This window comes from Haloleucobacter albus, assembly GCF_052492075.1.
The window spans coordinates 183,596-205,467 of record NZ_JBQWAS010000029.1 but is presented as its reverse complement, the minus strand read 5'-3'; the positions used below and the strand labels follow the sequence as shown (position 1 = coordinate 205,467).

The window sequence follows — 21,872 nt, the reverse complement described above, 5'->3', positions numbered from 1 at the left end:
TGGCCCCGTGTGGCGCTTAACGGCTGATATTGCCGAAAAGGCCCCGTATGATGGCCCGGCCAATCTGTGTCCCCACCTGTGTGGCGACAGAGCTGACCACACGTCGCACAGCCACTTCTGTCGTGCTCATGCGGGTTGAGCGGCTTTTCCCGGTGCTTTTGCCAGAGGTGCCAAGTACAGACCCAAGAACACTGTCCAGAAGGCCGCCGCTGCTTTCTTCTTGTGCGGGCGCGGTCTTCTCCTCGGCGCGGTTCTGCAACATCTCAAAGGCGGATTCCCGGTCCACCATCGTGTCGTAACTGTGGCCAACCGGGCTTTTCGCCATGACGGCAGCGCGCTCTTCGGCGTTCAGCGGCCCCAGGCGGGCAGAAGGAGGGCGCACCAGCGTGCGCTGTACGATGGAGGGCACGCCATTGCCTTCCAGAGTGGAGACCAGCGCCTCACCCTTGCCCAACTGGGTGATGACCTGCGCCGTATCCAGCGCCGGATTGGGGCGGAAGGTTTCTGCTGCGGCCCGCACCGCCTTCTGGTCGCGCGGGGTGAAGGCGCGCAAGGCGTGCTGCACACGGTTGCCCAACTGGGCCAGCACGCTTTGCGGCACATCCAGAGGGTTCTGGGTGACGAAATACACGCCCACGCCCTTGGAGCGGATCAGCCGCACCACCTGCTCCACCTTTTCCAGCAGAACCTTTGGGGCGCTGTCGAACAGCAAATGGGCTTCATCGAAGAAGAAGACCAGCTTCGGCTTTTCCGGGTCCCCCACTTCGGGCAACTGCTCGAACAGTTCGGAGAGCATCCATAGCAGCAGGCAGGCGTAGAGCCGCGGGGAGGACATGAGCTTGTCCGCCGCCAGAATGGAAATGGTGCCGTAGCCGGCGCGGTCCACCCGCATCAGATCTTCGATTTTCAGGGCCGGCTCGCCGAAAAACTGGTTCGCACCCTGATTTTCCAGCACCAGCAGGCGGCGCTGAATAGCCCCCACGCTTTGAGGGGCGATATTGCCATATTGCGGGCTGAGGGTGGCGGCATTCTCGGCCACATGGGCCAGCATGGCGCGCAGATCCTTCATGTCCAGCAACAGCAGGCCCTGCTCATCGGCCACGCGGAACACGATATTGAGCACGCCCTCCTGCGTCTCGTTCAGATCCAGCAACTGGGAGAGCAGCAGCGGCCCCATTTCCGAAATCGTCGTGCGGATGGGGTGGCCCTGCTCGCCGAACACATCCCAGAAGATCACCGGGAAGTTGTCCGGCTGATAGGTGATGCCGACCTCTTCCGCGCGCTTTTCCAGAAAATCCTTCGGCTCGCCAATGGCTGCGATGCCGGAAAGGTCGCCCTTGATATCTGCGGCGAACACCGGCACGCCGGCACGGGCAAAGCCTTCGGCCAGCACTTGCAGAGTTACCGTTTTGCCGGTGCCGGTGGCACCTGTCACCAGCCCGTGGCGGTTGGCCAGATGCAGCGAGAGATATTCTCCCTGAGAGCTCGGGTCTTCGGCCTTTTGCATCTGCTCTGCGGCATCCATCACCCGGCCGATATAGATCTGGCCGTCCACATCCGGGTTGGCGAGCGGGGCGGGAGGGGTCATCGCAGTGTCCTCGAAGATAGCCAGCATGGGCGTGCAGGCGCGAATCCATACTGTGACGTTTTCGCGCGCTCCATCATCGGGAGCAAGGGGGAACAAGGCGGCAGGGGCGAGGGGGCAGACAGACGCATTGCCTTTCATCACTCTACAAGCCTGAAAACCTTGCACTTGGGGAAGGAGGGCGGCAAGCTGCCTGCGGCCCGCCGCTGCGCGGGGTAAGGAGGTGCCATGGACGCGTTGGTGAACCGCCTGGTGGAACAGCGGAATGTGAGCCCGCAGACGGCTCGCGCGCTGATCGTCATTGTCTTGCAGTTTCTGTCTCGCGAGGCGCCACCCGAGACGCTGGCACCGGTGATTTCCGCCTATCCCTGGATTCCCGATGTGCTGGCCAAAGCCGAACCGGAAGATGAGCACGGAGCTACAAGCCGCCATTTTGGCGGCATGGCGCGCCTGATGGATGTGGCCAACCGCATGATGGCCCATGGCCTGACCATGGCTGAAGTGCAGGCTACGGTTCGCGCTACGGTGGATTATGCGCGTGAAGGGGCGGGCGATGAGGCCGTGAATACTCTGGTGCGCTCCATTCCCGGCCTGCGCCAGGTGGTGTGAGAGCCGTTGCAAATGATCTGAACTGCGCCCTCATCCCCCGTTTGCGGATGCAGGATGAGATGGTGAGTAAACTCTGGAGGGGAAGGCATGTCTTATCCGATTGATACGATCGAAGGCATCGGCGCTGTATTGGCCGAGAAGCTGAAAACCGTCGGCATTACCACCACGCAGAGCCTTCTGGAGGCGACAAAAGCGCCGAAAGGCCGCAAGGAACTGGCGGAGAAAACGGGCATTCCTGAAAAGGCCGTGCTCAAATGGGCCAATATGGCAGACCTCATGCGCATCAAGGGCGTGGGTGAGGAGTATTCCGAGCTTCTGGAAGCCGCCGGCGTCGATACGGTGAAGGAGCTGAAGATGCGTAATGCGGCGAACCTCACCAAGGCCATGGCCGAGGTGAACGCCACCCGCAAGCTCGTACGTGCCCTTCCGGCCGAGAGCATGGTGCAAAAGTGGATTGAAGAAGCCAAGATTCTACCACCCATGCTGACTTACTGAAGGCAGGGGTGGGGCAAGGGACTTTAGGGCAAGGGACTTGAGGCAGGTGTTTCTGTCCACAGACATGCCGGAAGGTGCTGTTTTCCGGGAAAACATACCTTCCGGGCCGTTTGGAGCTTGAAATAACGGGCCACTCCCCTTATGAGAAGCCCCGTGCCGCGGTAGCTCAGCTGGTAGAGCAACGCATTCGTAATGCGTGGGTCGGGGGTTCGAATCCCTTCCGCGGCACCATCACCCCCTCCTTGAAGATAGAATTTTCAAAGCGCAATTGTGTGCACCGCAGGTGTTGCGGGGCGACTGTCTTCGGGTTTGAAATCTGCTTTCGATTGCTGACGGGCGGCCAATTTGGGCTGGCCCTTGTGTCAACAGGCACGAGCCATGGCGGTGCTTTGCGCGTTTGTCCGCCATGGTGGGGAGGGGGCCTCAGTTTCCTGTTTGAAACTCAGTGGCTGATAATCGCCTTGAGGTCTTCACTCAGCGTGTATTTCTCATCACCTTCTCCGGTCGTCACATCATCAATCACCGGCTTTCCATCTTCGGTGATGACCCGAAACTGAATTTCCGTGATGATATTGCGGTCTTCCGGGGATGCGCCGTCAAAACAGGTGGAGCCCTTGAAGCGCGCGACGATGTTTGTGACGGCCCCGGTTTTTCCGGTTTCCGTGATGGTGACATCCTTCAAGGGGCAGCCATCCTGCCGGGAGAGGATGGGGTCGTAATCGAAGGGGTTGCCAGTCTCTTCATCCGGTTCAAAAACAGGGTGCTTGCTGGCTTCGGCATAGAGCTTGCGCAGCCTGGTGCTGAAGTTGCCGATATGGGCCGCATCGAAATAGTCCGGTGCATCGTGGCCGGTATCGGCCCATTTCCGCGTTGCGACATCCATGATGGCCTGAACCGGGGCCGTTGCCGCAGCCTCTGCTGCCAGGGCCGGTGTGGAGAGGGGCGCGATGGAGAAGCCCGACGTGGAAAGGGCCAGAGTGGCCGCCACAAACAGCTGTTTCAGCATCAAGACGCTCATTCGTGAGACAAGATATTGGCAAGCTTAAGCAGCTGGCCAACACAAGCACAAGCGCGGAAGCTCTCCATTCACCGTGTGTTTGAGGGCCGGCCCGGTAAGCCCTTCTGCGCTCACCGGGGCAAGGAGGCTATCGGCATTCAGATGGTGTGCCGATAGCCTGTTTCAGCATGTCATGTCTTTCGGCACGTCACGTCCCGAAAATATAGGCGCACGCACCCGCCAGCACGAGAAGGGCCGGGTTGATCTTCCACATCATGAAGATTGAGAAGACGACCAGCGCGATCAATATCGTCATGCCATCAGAAATGGCGGCGCGGGTCACGGTGATGGTGCCGGCAATCATGAAGCCGACAACCATGGGGGCCATGGCCCGTTGCAAGGTTTTATGCCATTCGGTGTTCTGGAACCGATCCCACACCCGGTTTGCATATAGCACAATGACGCCAGAGGGGACAAAAAATCCAATAAAGGCAAGCAGCGCTCCAAGATAACCGGCGACATGATACCCGATAACCACCACGATCAGCATATTGGGGCCGGGCGCAAGCTGACCGAGGGCATAAATATCTCGGAATTGTGCGGTGGAGAGCCAGTGATATTGATTAATTGTCAGCTGCTTCATTTCGGGCAGTACTGCGGTGCCCCCGCCGATTGTGAGGACGGAAAGCAGGGAGAAGACAGCCAGGAGGCTCCAGTTGGTATCGTTCATGATAGGCCCTCTCAATCAACGGGCTGGCCATGCGGGCCCGGTGCCTTGCTGCCGTGTCCACGATACAGAAGAAAGGCCACCGGCCCGACTGTCAGCAGAACCCACACCAGCGAAATGTGGAGAAAGCTGATCATGACAACAGTGACTGCAATCACGACCAGATCCAGCCGGTGGGTCAGTTGCTTCTTGCCCAGTTGCAGTGCAATGGAAGCCAGAAGCCCCACAGATGCCGCGCCCACGCCGATCAACGCCTGATTGATCCAGGGGTTCTGGTGGTGCGTGGCGTAAAGGACGCCAAGGGTCAGGATGAAAACCCCGCCCGGTATGGTCATGCCCAGAAAACCGGCAATCGCTCCTGAGACACCGCGCAGCCGATCACCGACAATGACAGAGATGTTCACGGCGTTCAGGCCCGGCAGGGCTTCCGCAACGGAAAGAGCGGCCATGAAGCCGTCTTCATCCAGCCATTTCTTTTTCAGCACAAGGCTGTTGTGCAGATAAGCGAAGGTTCCACCTCCAAAAGAGGTGGCGCCGATGATGAGGAAGGTGAGAAAAATATTCCACAAAGGCGCCTTGCTTGTTGCAGTTTCAGGTGGCGCAGAATGCTTTGAAGCGGGGATGTTTTCAGACGTATCCGGTGGGGGGAGGCCCGTGTCATTCATGAGACTGAACCGTTTGTCATTGATGTTTGGGTGCACACAGCTCTTCAGCGGCAGGAAGGTGCTTTCAAGGCAAAGATTTGGGGAGAGAGCAAATCGAGCTGAAGAGATGCCTGAAGGTATTCTAGGCCACGGCAAAGCCGCTTGCCAGTATTCTTCTGGCCGACCTTATCATGAGGGGCGGCGCGGAAAATATAAAACCCCGCCAGAGGCAGGGTTGTCGTTTCACCTGCCTTGGCGGCCTTTCCGCCTGCGCTCAGCCGAAGCGGCCTTCCAGATAGTTCTGGGTCAACTTGTTTTTGGGGCGGGTGAAAATATCATCAGTTGATTCGAACTCGACCATTTCTCCCAGATACATGAAGCCCGTATAATTGGAGACGCGGGCCGCCTGTTGCAGGTTGTGGGTGACAATGGCCAAAGTATAATGCTGCTTCAATTGTTCGATGGTGACTTCAATCCGCGCCGTGGTGATCGGGTCAAGGGCCGAGCATGGCTCATCCAGCAGCACGACATCGGGCTTCACGGCGATGGTGCGGGCGATGCACAGCCGCTGTTGCTGCCCGCCGGAAAGGCTGAACCCGCTGCGGTTCAGAATATCCTTCACCTCATCCCACAGGGCGGCCTGTCTCAGGGCTTCTTCCACCCTGATTTCCAGATCTGCCTGGTTGATTTCTTCATTCACGCGCACGCCAAGGGCGACATTATCGAAAATGGACATGGGCAGCGGCGTGGGTTTCTGAAATACCATGCCTACGCGGGCGCGCAACTGCATGTCATCAACATCGGGGGCGAGAATATTCTGGCCGTTCAGCAGCACCTCACCTTCCGCTCTCTGGTTGGGATAAAGCGCATAGATACGGTTGAAAATGCGCAACAAGGTGGATTTGCCGCACCCTGAAGGGCCGATAAAGGCTGTGACCTGGTTTTCATGCAGCGGGCAGGAAACATCCTGCAAGGCCAGCTTGTTGCCATAAAAGAAATCAACATGTCGGGCTTCCATCTTAATGGCGGGCGCGGATGGCCTTGAAGGGTTGTAGGCAGCCGCACCGCCAAAAGGCATATGAATCGACATGAGAAAACGCTCCGATGCTATCGGAGCGAGTCTAGCAGGCACGCACGACGGGATTTTTACACTCCATCCCCACGTTCTTTCTGCCCAAAAACGTTTGCGCCCGGATGTTCGACCGGCTCACACCCTGCGGCTGCGGGTCAGCAGCCAGAGCAGGTAGAAGCCGCCCAGAAGGCCGGTGGTGAGGCCGATCGGCATATGGATATCCAGAGGCAAACGCTGGCTCAGGGCATCCGCAGAGAGCAGCAGAACCGCGCCCATGAGCGCGCCGGATACCAGCGGAACGCCACTGGCATGGGTAAGCCTGCGGGCAAGTTGCGGGCCGGCCAGGGCAATGAAGGCCACCGGGCCGGCGGCGGCCGTGGCGATGGCAGTGAGGCCCACGGCGGCGATCACCAGTACCAGCCGCGTGCGTTCCACATGCACTCCAAGCTGGCTGGCGGCATCGTCGCCCATTTCAAGCAGATTGATATGGCGGGCATGAAAAATAGCCACAGGCACAATGAGGATGAAGCCCAGCGCCGCCGGAATGACATGAGACCATGTGCGCGTGTTCAGCGAGCCCGCCAGCCAGATCTGCGCCGACATGGCCTGATCGAGATTCCCCATCACCAGCAGTATCGTATTGATGCCGGAGAGAATGGCCCCCACGCCGATGCCCACCAGCACCAGCCGGTAACCACCTGTGCCGCGTCCGCGCAGGGAGAGCACGAACACGACAATCGCCGTAAGCAGGCCGGAGAGGACCGCTGCCAGAGCCGTTTCCAGAGGGCCGGCATTGAAGAGGATGATCTGCACGATCGCCCCTGTCGCCGCACCCGAGGTGAAGCCGATCACATCCGGCGAGCCCAGCGCATTGCGCGAGATGGACTGGAATATGGAGCCGGCCATGCCCAGAGAGGCCCCTACACAGAGCGCAGTCAGCACCCGCGGCAGGCGAATACGTTGGATCACCCTGTCCGCGACGGCATTGTCTCCGCCGCCCGTCAGGCTGGTCAGCACCTGTGCCGGGCTGAAATGCAGCGTACCGGTGCCGAGTAGAAGTGCCGCCAGAAGCAGGGCGGCGGTCACCAGAAGCAGGCAGACCAGCAGCGTGCGCAGTCTCCAGCGGAACGAAACAGGGCCCAGCCGGAAGGCCGGCCCGGAGAGAGGGCGAATGGAGGAGGGGCTCATGGTTTCGTCAATCTGAAGCGCCGCACCACAAGGATGAAGAATGGCCCACCCACCAGACAGGCAATGATGCCGGCCGCGACTTCAGAAGGCGCGGCGATCACCCGTCCCACCACATCGGCTCCCAACAGCAGAATGGCGGCGAACAGAGCGGAATAGGGCAGAATCCAGCGATAATCCGGCCCGGTGATCTGCCGCGCCAAATGGGGGGCGACCAGCCCTACAAAGCCGATAGGGCCAGCCGCAGCCGTTGCGGCGCCAGCCAGCAGCATTACGGCGAGGCAGGAGAGCGCCCATGTCAGGCGCACATCCACGCCCAATGCACGGCCCAGATCCTTGCCCATGGCCATGGCGTTCAGGCTGCCGGAAATGACAAGGGACACAGCCAGCCCCAGGGCGGCGCACAGCGCCAGTGGGCCCACCACATCCATGCCTCGGCCCTGAAGCGTGCCAGCCGCCCAGTTGCGGAAACTGTCGAACACCATCAGCGGCACGTTCAGCAGAACAATGCCAGTGATCGAGCCCAGCATGACGGAAAGCCCCGCACCCGCCAGCACCAGCCGCACCGGGTTGGTGCCGGTTTCATGCGCCTGTCCCAGCAGGAAAACCGCAATACCAGCCAGCCCTGCGCCAATGAAGCCAAACCAGACATAATGCGCCATGCTGGATATGCCGAACGCCGCGACACTGATAACAACAGCCAGAGCCGCCCCGGCATTGATACCCAGCAGGCCCGGCTCAGCCAGCGGGTTGCGCGTGACAGCCTGCATGATGGCCCCGGCCACGCCAAGGGAAAGCCCGGCCAGAATGGCCACCAGCGTGCGCGGTACCCGTAGGGTGCAAATAATCAGATGCAGATCATTTCCGGCATCATAGGCATAAAGGGCCCGCAGGGTTTCGTTCAGCGGCACGGGGCGCGAGCCGATAGCCAGGCTGCACAGCACGCCAATCACCAGCACCAGAAGGCCGGCGAGCAGGCCCATCCGCCGCCGCACCGGGTTTTTCATCGCCGGGCCTGAGCCTGCCTGTTTGCCCGGCATGCTCAGACGGCATCGTTTTATGCCCACAGATTTCATGGGGTGCGGAAGTGCCGGGCGACAGCATCAATCATCTGCCGGCCGGAATAATAATCAATGCGGAAGGAGGTTGGCCCCAGCGGATAGACCTGCCGTTTCTTGACTGCGGGAAGATTGGCCAGAACCGGGTCCGCCAGAAAGGCTTCAACATCCGCATCCGTGCCATTGAGCAGGAAGACGGTTTCACCTCCAATGGCGGTCGTCAGGTTCTCCCGCGAGATGAAATCGAAATCCGAACGGCGGGTGACCTGTGAGGACAGTTCATCGGGCAGGCCGGTAAGGGTGAACCCCAGTGCAGTCAGCAGCCGGGCATGGGGGCTCTCCGGCCGGGCGATGGAATAGCTGCCGCCGAGATTGTAGCCCACAATGGTTGCGGTTGTTTCCGGCGGGGCCAGCGTGGCGGCAACTTTGGCCGCGTAGGCGTTGAAACGGCCAATGGCGGCTTGCGCATCCTGCTCTCTGCCGGTGGCTTGGCCAAGCTGGGTCGCCAGTTCCTGCCAGCGGTGGTTGGAGTAGTTCACCACAATGGTGGGAATGCCCTGCGCCACCAGTTCATCATAATAAAGCGTGGCGTTGTCGGCTCCGGTGGCCGAAACCACCACGAGGTCTGGATCGGCCCCGATCACTGCTTCCATATCGAATGTCAGGTTTTTGTAGAGCACGGAGACATCGCGCTCATCGGCCAGCTGCGCCCATTGGGAGAAGAAGCCCTTGCCATCCGTGAGAATGGATGGAGTGGTCGCCGCACTGGAGATGACAGGAGCGTTGATGGCCAGCAAGATACCGGTGACGCTGGGCGTGGTGGAGATGACCCGCTTGGGAGGGGCTGCCAGCGTGAGTGGGCCAGCCTCATGCTGAATGGTGCGGGGCCAGCCGGTTTCGTGCGTGCGGGTGGCCTCCTGCGCTTGGGTCTGTTGCAACGCAAGCAGCAGCGCCGGCAACGAAAGGGCCATGACGGCACAGATGGGAAGGACGAAAGAGCGGGCTGAGGTCATGTCTGTCTCAAATGGAAAAGCACCGGCCCTGTCGCGCCGGCGCATGTGTTCCGGTTCATGCTGCTGTGGCTTTGAAGCCGGATGGGTCACACGTCCTCAAGCCGCTCCATGCCCTGTCCTTTCGCGCGCAGGGCGCTGTAATTGTTGAGGCGGGCGCGGTCGATATCCGAACTGCTGACACCGGCGCGCCAATAGCCGAACACGCGCACATCTTCCCGCGTCATGCCGTGCTGCTCCATGAAGAGCTTGCGGATCGTGCGGGCCATATCCCGTTCACCGGCGGCCCAGATGGTCCAGCCCTGAGGATCGGGCAGGGCCTTTGCGGCATCGCTCAGATAGGGCTTCGTTCCCGCAGCCTCACCCGCCGCACGCAGCAGCAGATGGCGTTCCACGCCGGGCACGTCCGGCAGTTCCCCGAAGGCGGCCGGGTCCGTTGTTTCAATATGGATGACACCCTGTGCCGGCTGTTGCCAGTGCTTCAGAATGGCATGGACAGCGGGAATGGCGGTTTCATCGGCAAAGATGGCGACCTTCCGCCCGGATTCATAATGCGGCAGAAAGTGTGGGCGGGGGCCAACAAGCCATGTGCGCGTGCCGGGCACGGCGGTCTTCAGCCAGCGCATGGCGGGGCTGTCATCCTCATGAATGACGAAATCAATGTCGATGCAACTGCGGGCTTCATCAAAATGGCGCACCGTATAGATGCGGGAGACGGGGCGCAGGCCCGGAGCGGCTTCCACCTCAATACGGATGGCCAGATTGGGGCGCCGCCAGGCCCCCGGCCTTGTGGGCGTGATGCGGGCGGTGACGCGTGCAACGGAAGGCACTGGCCGGGTGATCTTCTCCACCACCATCTCGATGCGCTCCATGTCGCGCATGTGATCCTCCTGCTCCAGAAGGGACTGCCTGTCTTCCACGCTCTCCGGGTGCGTTTTGCCCATCCCCATCCCCTCTTCATGCCGTCGCATCGCTTCCGCCTGCACGTCAGGCCGGATGTGTGAACGCGGCAGAAAACATCATCATGCGAATGCAAACGGTTGGCATTCTTGATATTCCACATTACGTATTGCATTCCACGATGCAACATGAATGCGATGAATGGGCTCAGGTTTGAAAGGCTCAAAACAAGGGTGATCGAGGGTGGTTGAATATAGCGCGATGATTTTTATATTGCCGATTTATATGTTGTATCCATGTCTGTATATTTGAGAATTGAAATAACTTTAATGTATTCATATCCTTTTTTTCGTTCAAATTTCCTTGTGCTTCATCCGTGTTTTGCATCTGTAATATTTCCGCATCATGTCTTTACTTTCTTCTGGTCGGACAGGAGGTTCAATGGCCTATCGCCTGCATGCTGATGACCTGACGTTGCGCTATGCGGAGTGCACCATTTCGCACAATCTTTCTGTTTCGGTGGTGGACGGCTCCTTCACCGTGATTGTGGGGCCGAATGCCTGTGGCAAGTCCACTCTGTTGCGGGCGCTCTCCCGCCTGCTGCCGCCCATGTCGGGTCGGGTGGTGCTGGATGGGCAAGATATTGGTGCATTGCCGGCCAGGGAGGTGGCGCGGCGGCTTGCCTTGTTGCCTCAAAGCTCCAGCGCGCCGGATGGCATTCGTGTGGCGGATCTTGTGGGGCGGGGGCGTTATCCGCATCAGTCCTTCCTGCGGCAATGGTCGAAAGCCGATGAGGCCGCCGTGGATGGCGCGATGCAGGCCACGCGCATCACCGCGTTGGCGGACCGGCTGGTGGATGAACTTTCCGGCGGGCAACGCCAGCGCGTGTGGATATCCATGGTGCTGGCGCAGGAAACGGACATTCTGCTGCTGGATGAGCCCACCACCTATCTCGATATTGCCCATCAGCTCGAACTGATGGACCTGCTGGCGGATCTGAACCGGCAGGGCCGCACCATCATCGCCGTGTTGCATGATCTCAACCAGGCCTGCCGCTATGCCACCCATCTCATCGCCATGCGTGACGGTGCAGTGATGGCGGAGGGCCGGCCGGAGGAGATCGTGACGGAACGGCTGATCGAGGATGTGTTTGGCGTGCCCTCCATCATCATTCCCGATCCGGTTTCCGGTACGCCCATGATGGTGCCGAAAGGCCGGTCGGTTGATGAGGGGCGGCTTCAGCCTTTTTCCTCCTGCGCGTATGACGCGCCTCTTGCAGCGGAAAACTGAGATGCATGCGAACAGGCAGCTTCATATTGGCCTGAGCCTGACGGAAACCTGGCAGGCCGGGCACCCTCTTGATGAGGAGGAGTTGCGGCGGCGCGAGGCAGACCCCATTGGCCTTTACGCCCGGCTTTCCCGGATGGCGGAGCGGGCGAAGCTGGATTTCGTGTTCAAGCCGGATACGCTCTCCATGTTCCGCCGGCCTGCGAAGGGTGGGCAGGGCTTGAGCGGAATGGATGCAACTGTTCTGATGGCCGCTCTGGCCCGCGAGACGGAGAAGATCGGGCTGGTCACGACAGCTTCCACCACCTTCAACCCACCTTATGTGGTGGCGCGGCAGGTGCAGTCTCTCCACCGGCTCAGCAAGGGCAGGGCGGGGTGGAACATTGTTACCTCCATTGAGGGGGCGGAAAATTTCAGCGATGCGCCCATGCCTGCGCCGGAAGAGCGTTATCGCAAGGCGGGGGAATTCACGCAGGTGGTGCGCGCCCTGTGGCGGAGCTTCCCGCATGCCGCTACGGATGGATCGGCGCAGCCCGCGCCCATAGATCACAAAGGTGAGTTCTTCAGCGTGAAGGGCCCCCTGAATGTGGCGGAAGATGAAGCTGGCCCCCCGCCACTGTTCCAGGCCGGGGCGTCGGATGTCGGGCGGGCCTTTGCGGCCTCTGTTGCCAATGCCACCTTCGCCGCAACGCCGGATATGGCGGCCGGCGTGGAACTGCGGACGGATCTGCGCCGACGCGCCGTGCAGTGCGGGCGCCGTGCGGATGCTGTGCGGGTGCTGCCGGGGCTCTATTTCTTTCTGGCCAGAACGCGCGAAGAGGCATGGGAGATGCACCGCCGGGCCCATGCCCATCTCTCGGTTGGCCACCGGCTGGATGCGGTGCATTCCGTTCTGGGGCTGGATATCCGCCATCTCTCCCCGAAAGACCGGGTGCGGGCCAGCATGCTGCCGGACCCGGACAGGCCCGTGCGCAGCCGGACCCATGCCGATCTTCTGCGCCGCTTCATCGAGGCTCATGAACCGACTGTGGAGATGCTGTTGCATCGGCCGGAAGTGGTGGGCTCGGCCCATTGGGTCTCTGTTGGCACGGTGGAAGATGTGATGAACGACATGATCGCCTGGCATGAGGCCGGTGCAATGGATGGTGTGATTGCCCTGCCGGGCGGCTCATTCCATTCGTTGGAAATCTTTCTGGATGAGCTGGTGCCGGCCCTTGCCGCGCGCGGCCTGTTTCGACGGGATTATGAGGGCGCGACCCTGAAATCGCATCTGGGTCTGTAACCGGGTTGGGGCGACATGAAAAAGGGCGGTCCGTGTGACCGCCCTTTTTCATGTGTTGTCAGTCGTCTCAGAAGGTACCGCGGACACCCACGCCATACATGCGCGGCTCTGTCATGCTGGCTTCGATGCCGCCGACAACGCTGCGGTTCTGCTGGATGTAAGTGGGCGTGCGCTCATCAAAGATGTTCTTCACATAGCCATAGAGCTGGAAGGCGTCGGAGAAGGCATAGTTCGCCCGCACATCGGCAATGGTGTAGGAGCTGACTTCATATTCCGGTGTATTGGCGACATTGGAGTAATAGCCGCCGACATGGCGCACCTGCCCGGAAAGGTTGAGCTTGTCCGTCACATCCCAATCCGCCCCGACCGTCAGCATGAAGGAGGGGGATTTGGGGAATTTGTTGCCATCAAAGGAGGTGTTGGCCGCGATATCCTCGATTTCCGTATTCAGCAGGCTGGCGCCGGCATTCAGTGTGACGTTATCGAGGATGAGATAGCTGAAATTGACTTCCGCACCGTAGGCATGGGCCTTCTGGGCATTGATGGTGTAGGATTGGCTCACGCCTGTCGAGATAACGACAGGAATGTTGAACTGCATGTTCTTGATGTCCATGTAGAACACATTGGCATTCACGAACAGGCGATTATCCAGCAGGTTGGCGCGCAGGAACATTTCATAGTCCCATAGGCTCTCTTCCGCGAAGGGTACCCATTCCCCGGCTGCAATATTGAGAGAGACCCCGCCGGGATTGTAACCGCGGCTCACCATGGCCCCCAGCGTCCATTCCGGCGTGATGGCATAGGCCAGCGTGACCTTGGGTAGCCATTCGGAGAAGGTTTCATCAAAATCGACCGGCGTGGGCGTGAAAACAGACGTGCCTTGGCGTTGCACATGGTCTTGCTGGAAGCGCAGGCCGCCAGTGAGAGACCATTGATCTGTCAGCCGGTAGGTCGCTTCTGTGAAAAGGCCGAGATTGTTCTTCGTATCATCAAATGTTGAGGTGCCGCGCAGATACAGCTTCTCATCGGATTGGGTGTGCGCATAGAAAAGGCCAGCCACACCACTGAAAATATCTTCTGCTGAACCGAACAGCACGCGCGCTTCATTGGATGCGTTTTGCTGGTCAATAGCAGCGCTGCCATTATTGCGCACCGGCGCTGTGCGGCGAACAGATGAATCCGAGAACTGGGTCTGGTTCAGGAAGGTCAAGCCGTTCTGGAAATCATATTTGACATCCAGAATGCCGGTATTGGTTTCCTGCCCCCAGGTGGGCATGGTCGCCGTATTGCTTTGCAGCTTGTCATAGGGCGGTGTTGCCGCCTCCTGCGAGGGGCGGTTGGTGGAATTGAAAGAATATGTCAGCTTGGCTTCAAGGTTCGGTAGCTCCGATGGCGTCCACAGCAGCTTGAAGCGTGTATTCAGTGCGCTGAAATCCAGATTTGTGTCACCATGTTCAAATGCCGGATTTACATATTTGATGAATGTATCGCGCCCTGAATAATCAATGGTCGCGCGGCCCGCCAGTTCATTGGCGACAATCGGGCCTGAAATCATGGCCGAAACGCGGTTGCTGTTATAGTTGCCGATTTCAGCCTGATAGGCCGCTTCCGGCGTGAAGCTCGGGTCTCGTGTATTGACGATGATCGCGCCGGCAATCGCATTCGCCCCCTGAGAGGTGGTTTGCGGGCCGCGGAAGACTTCAACCGTTTCGATATCCCAACTGGAAGTCGCGCCAAAGTAAAATTCATTATAGCCGAGATAATGCCCATCCAGATTGATGGTGGCCCGCGGCACTGTGCCGGCAAAAAAGGCCGTTGCGCCGGTATTGGGCCCTTGTGAATCCATGCCACGGATGACGGGTGCGCTCACCGTATCAGGGTACACCACGTTGGGCGTGCCCTGCACGACAGATGAAATGGACGTATCGCCCGTCTTGTTCTCTGTAATATCGCTGCCGGAAATGACCACCACGGAGGAGGCCGTTTCTTTCAGGTCGCGTTCGCGGTTTTCTCCCACCACGGTGATGGCGTCCAGAATAATATCTCCCGCACCGGCGGTGAGAGAGGTGGCTTCTTCAGCACGGGCCGGGGCGGCTGCAAGCGCTGCTGCGCATGTGACGCCCAGTGCGGAGAGAAGGGAAAGTGCGCTGGCGCTGCGCATCAATGGCGCGACAAGCTTGAACGACATGGAAAGCCCGATATCTGCGGAGAAAGGGTCGCTGGCTGGAATGTTGTGTAGCTTGCGAACGAATTGCATCCCACATTGCATGACGCATTCTGCATGTCAATATATATGCAAATCATTCGCAGAAGCTGTTGACGCTGTGCGGAGGCTCTGTCGTCGCCCTTGTCCGGCTGGGGTGAGGGGGTGAAAAGTCACGCAGGCATAAATGCTTGCCACTCCCTGCGGGGCGTGCCTTATGGAACTTTCATGACCACCTTCAGGGGGGTGCAGCCAATTGATCTGTGTGGCGCACTACCTTAGTTTGTCTCAAATCTGAATGTGGCGGCTTCTGCCTGCGCCGGTTTGCTGATCTGACTTCTCATGGATGTGAGATGGTGTTTTCCGGTTTTCATTCTCGTATTCCCGCCCTTTCTTACAGGTTTGATGCATGAGCCGCGCAATACTCGCGAATGGGGACAAGGAAGCAGGCAAACGTTCCCCGACCATTCAGTCGGTGTCCATTGCCGCCCGTTTTCTGGATGTGCTGGCGCAGGCCGAAGGCCCCATGGCGCTGGGCGAAATTGCCCGTCGGGGGCGCACGGGCACCTCAACTGCGCATCGCTATATGCAAAGTCTGGTGCGAGAGGGCCTCGTCTCCCAGGATGAGGTGACAGGCCATTATGATCTTGGCCCTGCGGCGCTCAATATCGGCATACGGGCCCTGCGGCGGATCGACCCTGTTGAAGTGGCAGCGCGGATGATGAAAACTCTTTCAGGCGAGATCGCAGCCGCCTGCGGGGTGGCGATCTGGACCGAGCGCGGGCCAACCATTGTACGCTGGTATCGCAATGCGGATTTTTTCATCAGCACGGTCTCTCTGGGAGATGTGCTGCCCGTGAACAACAGCGCATGCGGGCTTGTCTTCCAAGCTTATCTCTCAAAAGAAGCCATTGCAGCCGCCCGCAAAATACAGCCTGCGACATTTCGGGGGCCCGTTCCGAAGGCTGTGGATCTTGAGGCCGTGCGTCATGAGGGGGGGGCGGAGCTGAATGAGCATCTGTTCTCCATGCTCACAGGCAAGGCGGCCCCGGTTTTTGATGCACAAAATGAACTGGCCTGTGTCGTCACCACCGTTTCCTTTGTGGAGACGGCGGATGTGCGGGGGCATCGTGGGGCCCTGTTTGCGGCTGCGGAGCGCGCCACTTTCGAATCCGGCGGGGCTGCCAGATGATATGAGGGGTGAAGCCTCTCACATCAGCCGATGCGCACCATATGGTTATCAAAGCGGGGCCCGCCAGTGTGGCGCGCCGTAATACCAATATGGTCATCCTCAGCCTGAATGAGGATGAGTTCGCCATAACCACTGGCGGCGATGAATGCGCCGGGCCGTGTCGTCATCGCCAAGCCACAGCCATCCACCAGCGGCACCGCGCCTACATAACGCCCATTTGCCTGCCACACCGCCACTCGCCCGCCGCGGGGGGAGGCGCAGGCCACATAGCGGCCCGAGGCGTCATAAGCCACAGAACCAACATAGCCGCGCAAGGCGCGCCAGGCATTGTCAGGGGCATCAAAGGGGGTGGGGGTGGCGTCTTTCCCGATGTGAAAGAGCAGGGGGCGGGCCTCGCCATCTTTCAGCAAATCCTGAGCGGCCACCACGGAACCGCCTTTTCCGTCGATTGCAAGATGGCGCAGGGACAGGCTGGAGAAGTCCTGCGTGGTCTGGCCCTGCGCGCGCACTTCTCCGCTTTCGGGGTCGAGCAGGCTGAGGGTTGAGCCTGTCTCCTCCGCATCCCGCGCCTCGGGCGTATGGGGCTCAATACCGCCATTGGCCACGATCAGAACCGGGCCGGATTGCATCAGATCATGCGGGCCATCCCCGGCCGTGGGCCATTCGGCCACGATGGCGAAGCCATTGGCCACATCCCGCTGGCTTAGCACGCCACGGCCCATGGTGGGATGACCTGTAACAGTCCGGGGGCGTTCAATCTCTGTGGTGAAGAAGAAGCGGGCATCGGGAGAAAATCGCCCGTGCCCGGCAAAAACCCGGCCTTCACCGGGGGTGAAATGCATGATTTCCCCCCCGCGCTTCCTGTCAAAGACAATGGCCAGATGGCCGGGGCGGCGGCCCACTGCGACGGCCAGCGCACCATCCGGGCTGGCCTCCAGCCCATGAAAACGCACTGGCCGGGTGATGCGCGGTGTGGCACGGCCGGCCTCATCAATGGAGACGGCGGAGAAGCCTTCATCTCCGCCGGTTGCGGCCAGCCAGCCTTCACCCAAGCCGGAAAAAGCTGTGTTTTCAGGCAAAACCACAGCGCTTGAGCCGGCATGAGCCATAGCCGGCCAGCCAGCCAATGCCGCCATGGCACCAGAAAGAAAGCTGCGGCGGGAAAGGCGGGGCATAACGCAAACTCCAGTCTCTTCAAAAGGCCGATGACGAAACGCGGCTCTCAGTCCCCATCCAGGGCGTTGAAGCCAAGGGAAATGCCGAAATAGGAGGCCATGGGGCGGTAGACGGTCAGCTGGGTGGCCTTGAACGCCCGGATAGCATCATGCAGAACAGCGGCTCCATTGGCGCTTTCGGCGGCAGCGCCAATATCGGCGGGCAGCTTGTTTGCGGCGGCATCAGAGGCCTTGGCGGCGCGCTCCACCACCCATTGCGGGCGGCTGGGCATCTGCTTGGCAATGGTGCGCAGCAGATCATCCGCGCTTGTGATGATATTGGCCACCACCCGGCCGGAGCGGCCGGAGCGCCAGCTATCCGCCAGCTTCGGGCGAGCGACATCCGGCCCGCCGCCCAGCACGGGCAGCAGCTTGGTATCCGTGACGCGCTGATATGCGCCCGACAGATCCGTCAGGAGCATGCCGCCAAGTGCATTCGTATCTGGAAACATCGCCGGATCACCCTTGCCGGAAACGATGGCCCCGAAAGCGCCGCTGTTCCTGTCGCCCCAGCTGGTGCGGACATCCGTGGCCATGATCGCCAGATTGGTGGCGATGGCCACACCCAGCGCGCAGCGCTGCGGAGCATCCTTGCCGGAAACGAGGGCTTCGGTTGCATCGCCCTCATATAGCAGCCGCTCCAGCGCGGGCAGGCCCTGACCGGCGGCGCTGGTCTGCGCGAAATGTTCGGGAGACAGGCGATTGTCGGACTGGTCGGAAATCAGGTTGGCGACGGCTCGGGCAATGGCGTTGCGCCGGTCCGGGAAAAAGCTGAAACGGTCGGCCCGCAATTCCTGGCTGATGGGGCCGAAGGTGATGAACTCCACCGCATTCCACGCATCGGCCGTTTCGCCATAGGCGGTTTGCAAGGCTGGCACCCCCTCTGCGGCGGGGGTGGCGCAAAAGCGGGTCCATGCTTCTTTTTGGGCCACGGCTTTGTGTTGCAGGGTGTCATAACGCGGCAGCAGCCAGTCTGCGATGACGGGAACGGGGTCGAACGGGCGTTCCACCGCCTGCGCCGGTGCGGCGGAAAACAGGCTCATGACGCCAGCCAGAGCGGCCAGCGCCAGGCCCGGCTTCAGGCATGTCCGCGTCAGATGGGCAAGCGTGCGGAAGGCAAGGCGTGTCATCGGTCTGTATCCGAAAGCTGGAGAGGCGCGCCGTGATGGGCGTCGTTTCCTGTCATGAAGGGCGTCATGCCCATGGAAAGCGGTGCATATGGTTTCACAGGATGCGCTATGGCCAAAGAGGGAGATGCCGGAAAAGGGTGGGTAGTGTCGTGTGGCATGGGCGACATGCTCTTCTTCACAAGCTGGAAACATAGGCCAGCAGGGCGGCGCGATCCGTCGGGGGCAGAGCCTCGAATGCTTGCCGGGCTGCGGCAGCTTCGCCGCCATGCCATTGAAGGGCTTCTGCCACCGTGCGGGCGCGTCCATCATGCAGAAGGCCGGTGTGCCGGGCCAGAGCGTGAGAGAGACCGACAAGAGGAGCTGTGCGCCATTGGCTGGCGGTAATGCCGGGTTCCTCCATGGCGGTGGCAAGGCCCGGCCCCATGTCATGCAGCAGCAAATCCGAGAAGAGCCGGGCCTCTCCATCTTTCTGATCTGGCGAGAGGGGTAGGGTGGGGCGGTGACAGGTGGCGCAGCCGGTCGAGACGAACAACTCCATGCCCCGTGCCTGCATGTGCCCTTCTGCGGCAGATTGGACGGGGGGCGGGTACGGAACGGGCAGGCTGGCCACATAGGCGACAACACGGCTCAGCACACTTTCCGGGATTTCAAGATCATCATCACCTGCCATCCGTCCATGCGTGCGGGTGCCGTGGGGGGCGGCGCGGCAGTCCGGCTGTGCGGCTGTGCAATCCCCCCATGGGGCTGGAAAGACAGGGCTGGACATGCCGAGATCCAGAAAGAATGCCTCTGCGCTCTGGTGGCGCAGATCGGTATGGGCGGCCTTCCAGCCAAAACGCCCGAGTGCGACGGAGCCATCCGGCTGGATAAGCCGGCGGGCCTTGCCCTGCACCCCATCCGGCGTGCGCGCCTGCTCGGCCTCAAGGGCCAAGAGTGTCTCATCGGATATGGCGGCCATGGTCCCGCGTCCATGCAAATCCGGCGCAACCCGCAAGGAAAGGCCGCTTTCTGTGGCAAGGGGGCCATAGGCCAGTGTGCTGGCCTGAGGCTGGCGCGCTATGCGTCCATCCGGCAAGCGGATGTCCCGCGCGCCCATAATGCCCTCGGCCTTCAGCCCCGGTATGGCGTCAATCTGGAGGCGGCGGCCATAGATGGGGTCTGGCGCGCCATTGGGCTGGCCGATCATGAGCACCACACCGCGCCCTTCCAGATGACCCTGCGCATCAAAACGCGCCGCCCCACGCCCGCTGGCTGGATGGCACGAGGCGCAGGAGCGGGCGTCAAACAGTGGCCCCAGCCCGTCATCTCCCCGTGTGGAAGAGGGGGCAGGCACCCAGGCCCGTTTGAACAGGGCTTTGCCAATGGCGATATCCAGCCCGTCCATGGCCGGCTTTTGCGTGGCCGGCCGTTCCGCGGCAACGCCGGGGGCGGATGGAAAAAACGCGACGATGCAGAGCCCGGCGGCTGCAAGCTGTTGATATGGGCGGTGGAACCTTGCCGGAGCCTGCCCACTGGGTGCTGGCATCACCCCCCCTCGAAGCGGCCTGTCATCTGGCGGACCAATGGCACAGGCATGGGCCGTCGGCGACCGCTCGCATGTTTGAGGTGAAGGGCCGTGGCGAGAAAACGGGGGCGACCGGAGGGCGTATTATCCACGTTGCGCGCAGGCGCATTTTGAATTGCAAGCTCAGCTTTCGGGCGTTTCCGTGCCGGGGCGGGGGAAGCCGCCGGGCGGCGGCCGGAGGGAGAAGTGCAGGCCAGAGGGCTGTGCTGCTCCTTATCCCAGCCATGGTGGGCGCTGCCGCAAAATGGGCAGCGGCCTTTTCGTGAAGGCGGCATGAAGGCCGCGAGCCGTGTCGCGACCTCCCCGCGCCGGAGTTTCCGGCAATTCAGCATGACAAAACCATCATTCCACGGTCGCAGGGTTGTCGAGGCTGTCGGAACCTTCGACATTGATCTGAAGACCGAGAACGGACACGCCCCGCTCAATGGCGCGCGCCTGCGCCACCAGCGCATCCACGCCGGCTTGCACAAGGGCTGCACCCTTCTCGTTCTTCTCGTCCAGCATCATGTCATAGGCCATTTCGCCGGAATCGGCAGTGTCCTTGATCGTCCGCAGGGCGGCAAGGGTGGCTGTCATCTGCTGGTCGATCTCGTCGGCGATCTTCGGGTCTGCCGCGCGCACCAGATCCGCGATGGAAGGGCCCTTCACCTCGGCACCATCGGGCTTGGTGAAGCGGCCATAATAGACATCATGAATGCCTACTTCGTCATAATAATGCGAATTGTGGGTGTTGTCAGAGAAGCAATCATGCTCTTCCTCGGGGTCATGGAGGATGAGGCCCAGCTTCATGCGTTCGCCGGCAAGCTCGCCATAGGAGAGAGAGCCGATGCCAGTGAAGATGACGGCCAGGCCAGCCTTGTCATCCTTCTCCATCAGGGTCTTGCGGGCGGTGCCATCGGCGGCCCAGACATTCGCCATTTCCTTCAGGTCATCCACCAAAGTCTGGGTGGCGACTTTGAGATACTGGGCGCGCCGGTCGCAATTGCCATGGGTGCAGTTTTTCAGGTCATAATCGGTGTAGGGGCGCTGGCCGGCGCCGGGCCCGGTGCTGTTAAGATCCTGCCCCCACAGCAGAAATTCAATGACATGCCAGCCGCTGCCGACATTGGCCTCCACACCATCGGCGGAATTCAGCTTGTGCAGCAGCTCCGGCGTGATGGTGGTGACGTCGATCGTTTCCTTGCCGATGCGGATGGAGGTGGAGGCGATCACATTGGCGGTATAGAGCGGGTTTTCATCCGAGCTGTCGCCATAGGATGAGGTATCCACATAGTCGATCAGCCCTTCATCCAGCGGCCAGGCATTCACATTGCCTTCCAGCTCATCGACAATCTCATTGCCAAAACGGAAGGCTTCCGTCTGCTGGTAGAAGGCGCGAGCATCCACCCAAGCCTTGCGGGCCTTGGCCAGGCTGTCTTCGCCGGGGGCTTCGATGAATGCGTTGATGGCCTTCTGCATCTCCTGCGCCGTGCTCTGCGAGGAATCATACATCACATGGGCTAGGTCGGCATAATGGGTGATCACGTCACGGGCCTGGGGCGCGTCGGCAAATGCCGGAGATGCCATGGAAACCGCTGCTGCGATCGCGCCGGCAAAGAATTGCGCGCGCATTGATACTTCTCCCTGAGTGTCGCGGCCGGTGACTGCCTCGCTGGCAGATGCTGGCCCGTGCGCAGACTAAAGGGGAGGCTGGAGGGGTCGCAAGTATCGCGCTGCAC

At 60.7% G+C, this 21,872-nt stretch carries 18 protein-coding genes, 1 tRNA gene and 1 pseudogene; 6 read left to right on the top strand and 14 right to left on the bottom strand.

The features are described from left to right. Positions 1 to 16: 16 nt before the first annotated feature. Complete coding sequence (locus ACT6QH_RS13430; RefSeq protein WP_444975322.1) at positions 17 to 1,588, bottom strand: helicase HerA-like domain-containing protein; 1,572 nt, start codon at positions 1,586 to 1,588, stop codon at positions 17 to 19. A 225-nt stretch (positions 1,589 to 1,813) separates the two neighbouring features. On the opposite strand from ACT6QH_RS13430, the gene ACT6QH_RS13425 reads away from it, so the two are divergent. The 3 genes from ACT6QH_RS13425 (at position 1,814) to ACT6QH_RS13415 (ending at position 2,920) form a co-directional block, all read left to right on the top strand. Next, on the top strand, positions 1,814 to 2,194 hold the full coding sequence (locus tag ACT6QH_RS13425; protein ID WP_444975321.1) for a hypothetical protein: 381 nt from the start codon (positions 1,814 to 1,816) through the stop codon (positions 2,192 to 2,194). An 87-nt stretch (positions 2,195 to 2,281) separates the two neighbouring features. Further along, entirely contained in the window at positions 2,282 to 2,689 is a 408-nt protein-coding gene (locus ACT6QH_RS13420) for a DUF4332 domain-containing protein (RefSeq protein WP_444975320.1), read from the top strand. A gap of 155 nt (positions 2,690 to 2,844) precedes the next feature. Then, positions 2,845 to 2,920 (top strand) — tRNA-Thr (locus tag ACT6QH_RS13415). Positions 2,921 to 3,131: 211 nt separating this feature from the next. Here ACT6QH_RS13415 and ACT6QH_RS13410 read toward each other — a convergent pair. The 8 genes and pseudogenes from ACT6QH_RS13410 to ACT6QH_RS13375 form a co-directional block, all read right to left on the bottom strand. Further along, positions 3,132 to 3,695 carry a hypothetical protein gene (locus tag ACT6QH_RS13410; RefSeq protein ID WP_444975319.1) on the bottom strand — a complete coding sequence of 188 codons (564 nt, stop codon included), beginning with the start codon at positions 3,693 to 3,695 and terminating at the stop codon, positions 3,132 to 3,134. A 208-nt stretch (positions 3,696 to 3,903) separates the two neighbouring features. After that, positions 3,904 to 4,416 (bottom strand): annotated as a pseudogene (locus ACT6QH_RS13405) (chromate transporter); the annotation flags it as partial. A gap of 11 nt (positions 4,417 to 4,427) precedes the next feature. Continuing rightward, positions 4,428 to 4,982 (bottom strand): chromate transporter, encoded by a 555-nt coding sequence (locus ACT6QH_RS13400; RefSeq protein WP_444975318.1) that lies wholly within the window; start codon positions 4,980 to 4,982, stop codon positions 4,428 to 4,430. A gap of 349 nt (positions 4,983 to 5,331) precedes the next feature. After that, the gene (gene pstB, locus ACT6QH_RS13395) at positions 5,332 to 6,147 is read right to left on the bottom strand and encodes a phosphate ABC transporter ATP-binding protein PstB (protein ID WP_444975317.1); all 816 of its coding nucleotides are present in this window, start codon (positions 6,145 to 6,147) and stop codon (positions 5,332 to 5,334) included. Positions 6,148 to 6,264: 117 nt separating this feature from the next. Further along, a complete protein-coding gene (locus ACT6QH_RS13390) occupies positions 6,265 to 7,317 on the bottom strand; it encodes a FecCD family ABC transporter permease (protein WP_444975316.1) in 1,053 nt (350 codons plus the stop codon). Next, positions 7,314 to 8,321: a FecCD family ABC transporter permease gene (locus ACT6QH_RS13385; RefSeq protein WP_444975315.1), complete on the bottom strand. Its 1,008-nt coding sequence runs from the start codon at positions 8,319 to 8,321 to the stop codon at positions 7,314 to 7,316. The genes ACT6QH_RS13390 and ACT6QH_RS13385 overlap by 4 nt, the downstream gene beginning before the upstream one ends. A 65-nt stretch (positions 8,322 to 8,386) precedes the next feature. Continuing rightward, positions 8,387 to 9,385, bottom strand: coding sequence for a Fe2+-enterobactin ABC transporter substrate-binding protein (fepB, locus tag ACT6QH_RS13380; RefSeq protein WP_444975314.1), 999 nt, complete (start codon positions 9,383 to 9,385; stop codon positions 8,387 to 8,389). An 86-nt stretch (positions 9,386 to 9,471) separates the two neighbouring features. Beyond that, the gene (locus ACT6QH_RS13375; protein WP_444975313.1) at positions 9,472 to 10,326 is read right to left on the bottom strand and encodes a siderophore-interacting protein; all 855 of its coding nucleotides are present in this window, start codon (positions 10,324 to 10,326) and stop codon (positions 9,472 to 9,474) included. A gap of 397 nt (positions 10,327 to 10,723) precedes the next feature. Here ACT6QH_RS13375 and ACT6QH_RS13370 point away from each other — a divergent pair, with 397 nt between their 5' ends. Both ACT6QH_RS13370 and ACT6QH_RS13365 read left to right on the top strand, forming a co-directional pair. Then, positions 10,724 to 11,572: an ABC transporter ATP-binding protein gene (locus tag ACT6QH_RS13370; RefSeq protein WP_444975312.1), complete on the top strand. Its 849-nt coding sequence runs from the start codon at positions 10,724 to 10,726 to the stop codon at positions 11,570 to 11,572. Position 11,573: 1 nt separating this feature from the next. Further along, positions 11,574 to 12,851 carry an NtaA/DmoA family FMN-dependent monooxygenase gene (locus tag ACT6QH_RS13365; RefSeq protein WP_444975311.1) on the top strand — a complete coding sequence of 426 codons (1,278 nt, stop codon included), beginning with the start codon at positions 11,574 to 11,576 and terminating at the stop codon, positions 12,849 to 12,851. A 67-nt stretch (positions 12,852 to 12,918) separates the two neighbouring features. On the opposite strand, the gene ACT6QH_RS13360 is transcribed toward ACT6QH_RS13365, so the two are convergent. Continuing rightward, positions 12,919 to 15,039 (bottom strand): TonB-dependent receptor, encoded by a 2,121-nt coding sequence (locus ACT6QH_RS13360; protein ID WP_444975310.1) that lies wholly within the window; start codon positions 15,037 to 15,039, stop codon positions 12,919 to 12,921. A gap of 424 nt (positions 15,040 to 15,463) precedes the next feature. Between ACT6QH_RS13360 and ACT6QH_RS13355 the strand changes: the two genes are divergently transcribed. Further along, complete coding sequence (locus ACT6QH_RS13355; RefSeq protein ID WP_444975309.1) at positions 15,464 to 16,246, top strand: IclR family transcriptional regulator; 783 nt, start codon at positions 15,464 to 15,466, stop codon at positions 16,244 to 16,246. A gap of 23 nt (positions 16,247 to 16,269) precedes the next feature. Here the strand turns inward: ACT6QH_RS13355 and ACT6QH_RS13350 are convergent, their stop codons facing one another. The 4 genes from ACT6QH_RS13350 to ACT6QH_RS13335 form a co-directional block, all read right to left on the bottom strand. Then, the gene (locus tag ACT6QH_RS13350; RefSeq protein ID WP_444975308.1) at positions 16,270 to 17,421 is read right to left on the bottom strand and encodes a DUF1513 domain-containing protein; all 1,152 of its coding nucleotides are present in this window, start codon (positions 17,419 to 17,421) and stop codon (positions 16,270 to 16,272) included. A 47-nt stretch (positions 17,422 to 17,468) separates the two neighbouring features. Next, positions 17,469 to 18,590: an imelysin family protein gene (locus ACT6QH_RS13345; RefSeq protein ID WP_444975307.1), complete on the bottom strand. Its 1,122-nt coding sequence runs from the start codon at positions 18,588 to 18,590 to the stop codon at positions 17,469 to 17,471. Positions 18,591 to 18,765: 175 nt separating this feature from the next. Next, positions 18,766 to 19,974 (bottom strand): di-heme oxidoredictase family protein, encoded by a 1,209-nt coding sequence (locus ACT6QH_RS13340; RefSeq protein WP_507237483.1) that lies wholly within the window; start codon positions 19,972 to 19,974, stop codon positions 18,766 to 18,768. Positions 19,975 to 20,496: 522 nt separating this feature from the next. Continuing rightward, positions 20,497 to 21,765 carry an imelysin family protein gene (locus tag ACT6QH_RS13335; protein WP_444975306.1) on the bottom strand — a complete coding sequence of 423 codons (1,269 nt, stop codon included), beginning with the start codon at positions 21,763 to 21,765 and terminating at the stop codon, positions 20,497 to 20,499. Between the last annotated feature and the right edge of the window lie 107 nt (positions 21,766 to 21,872).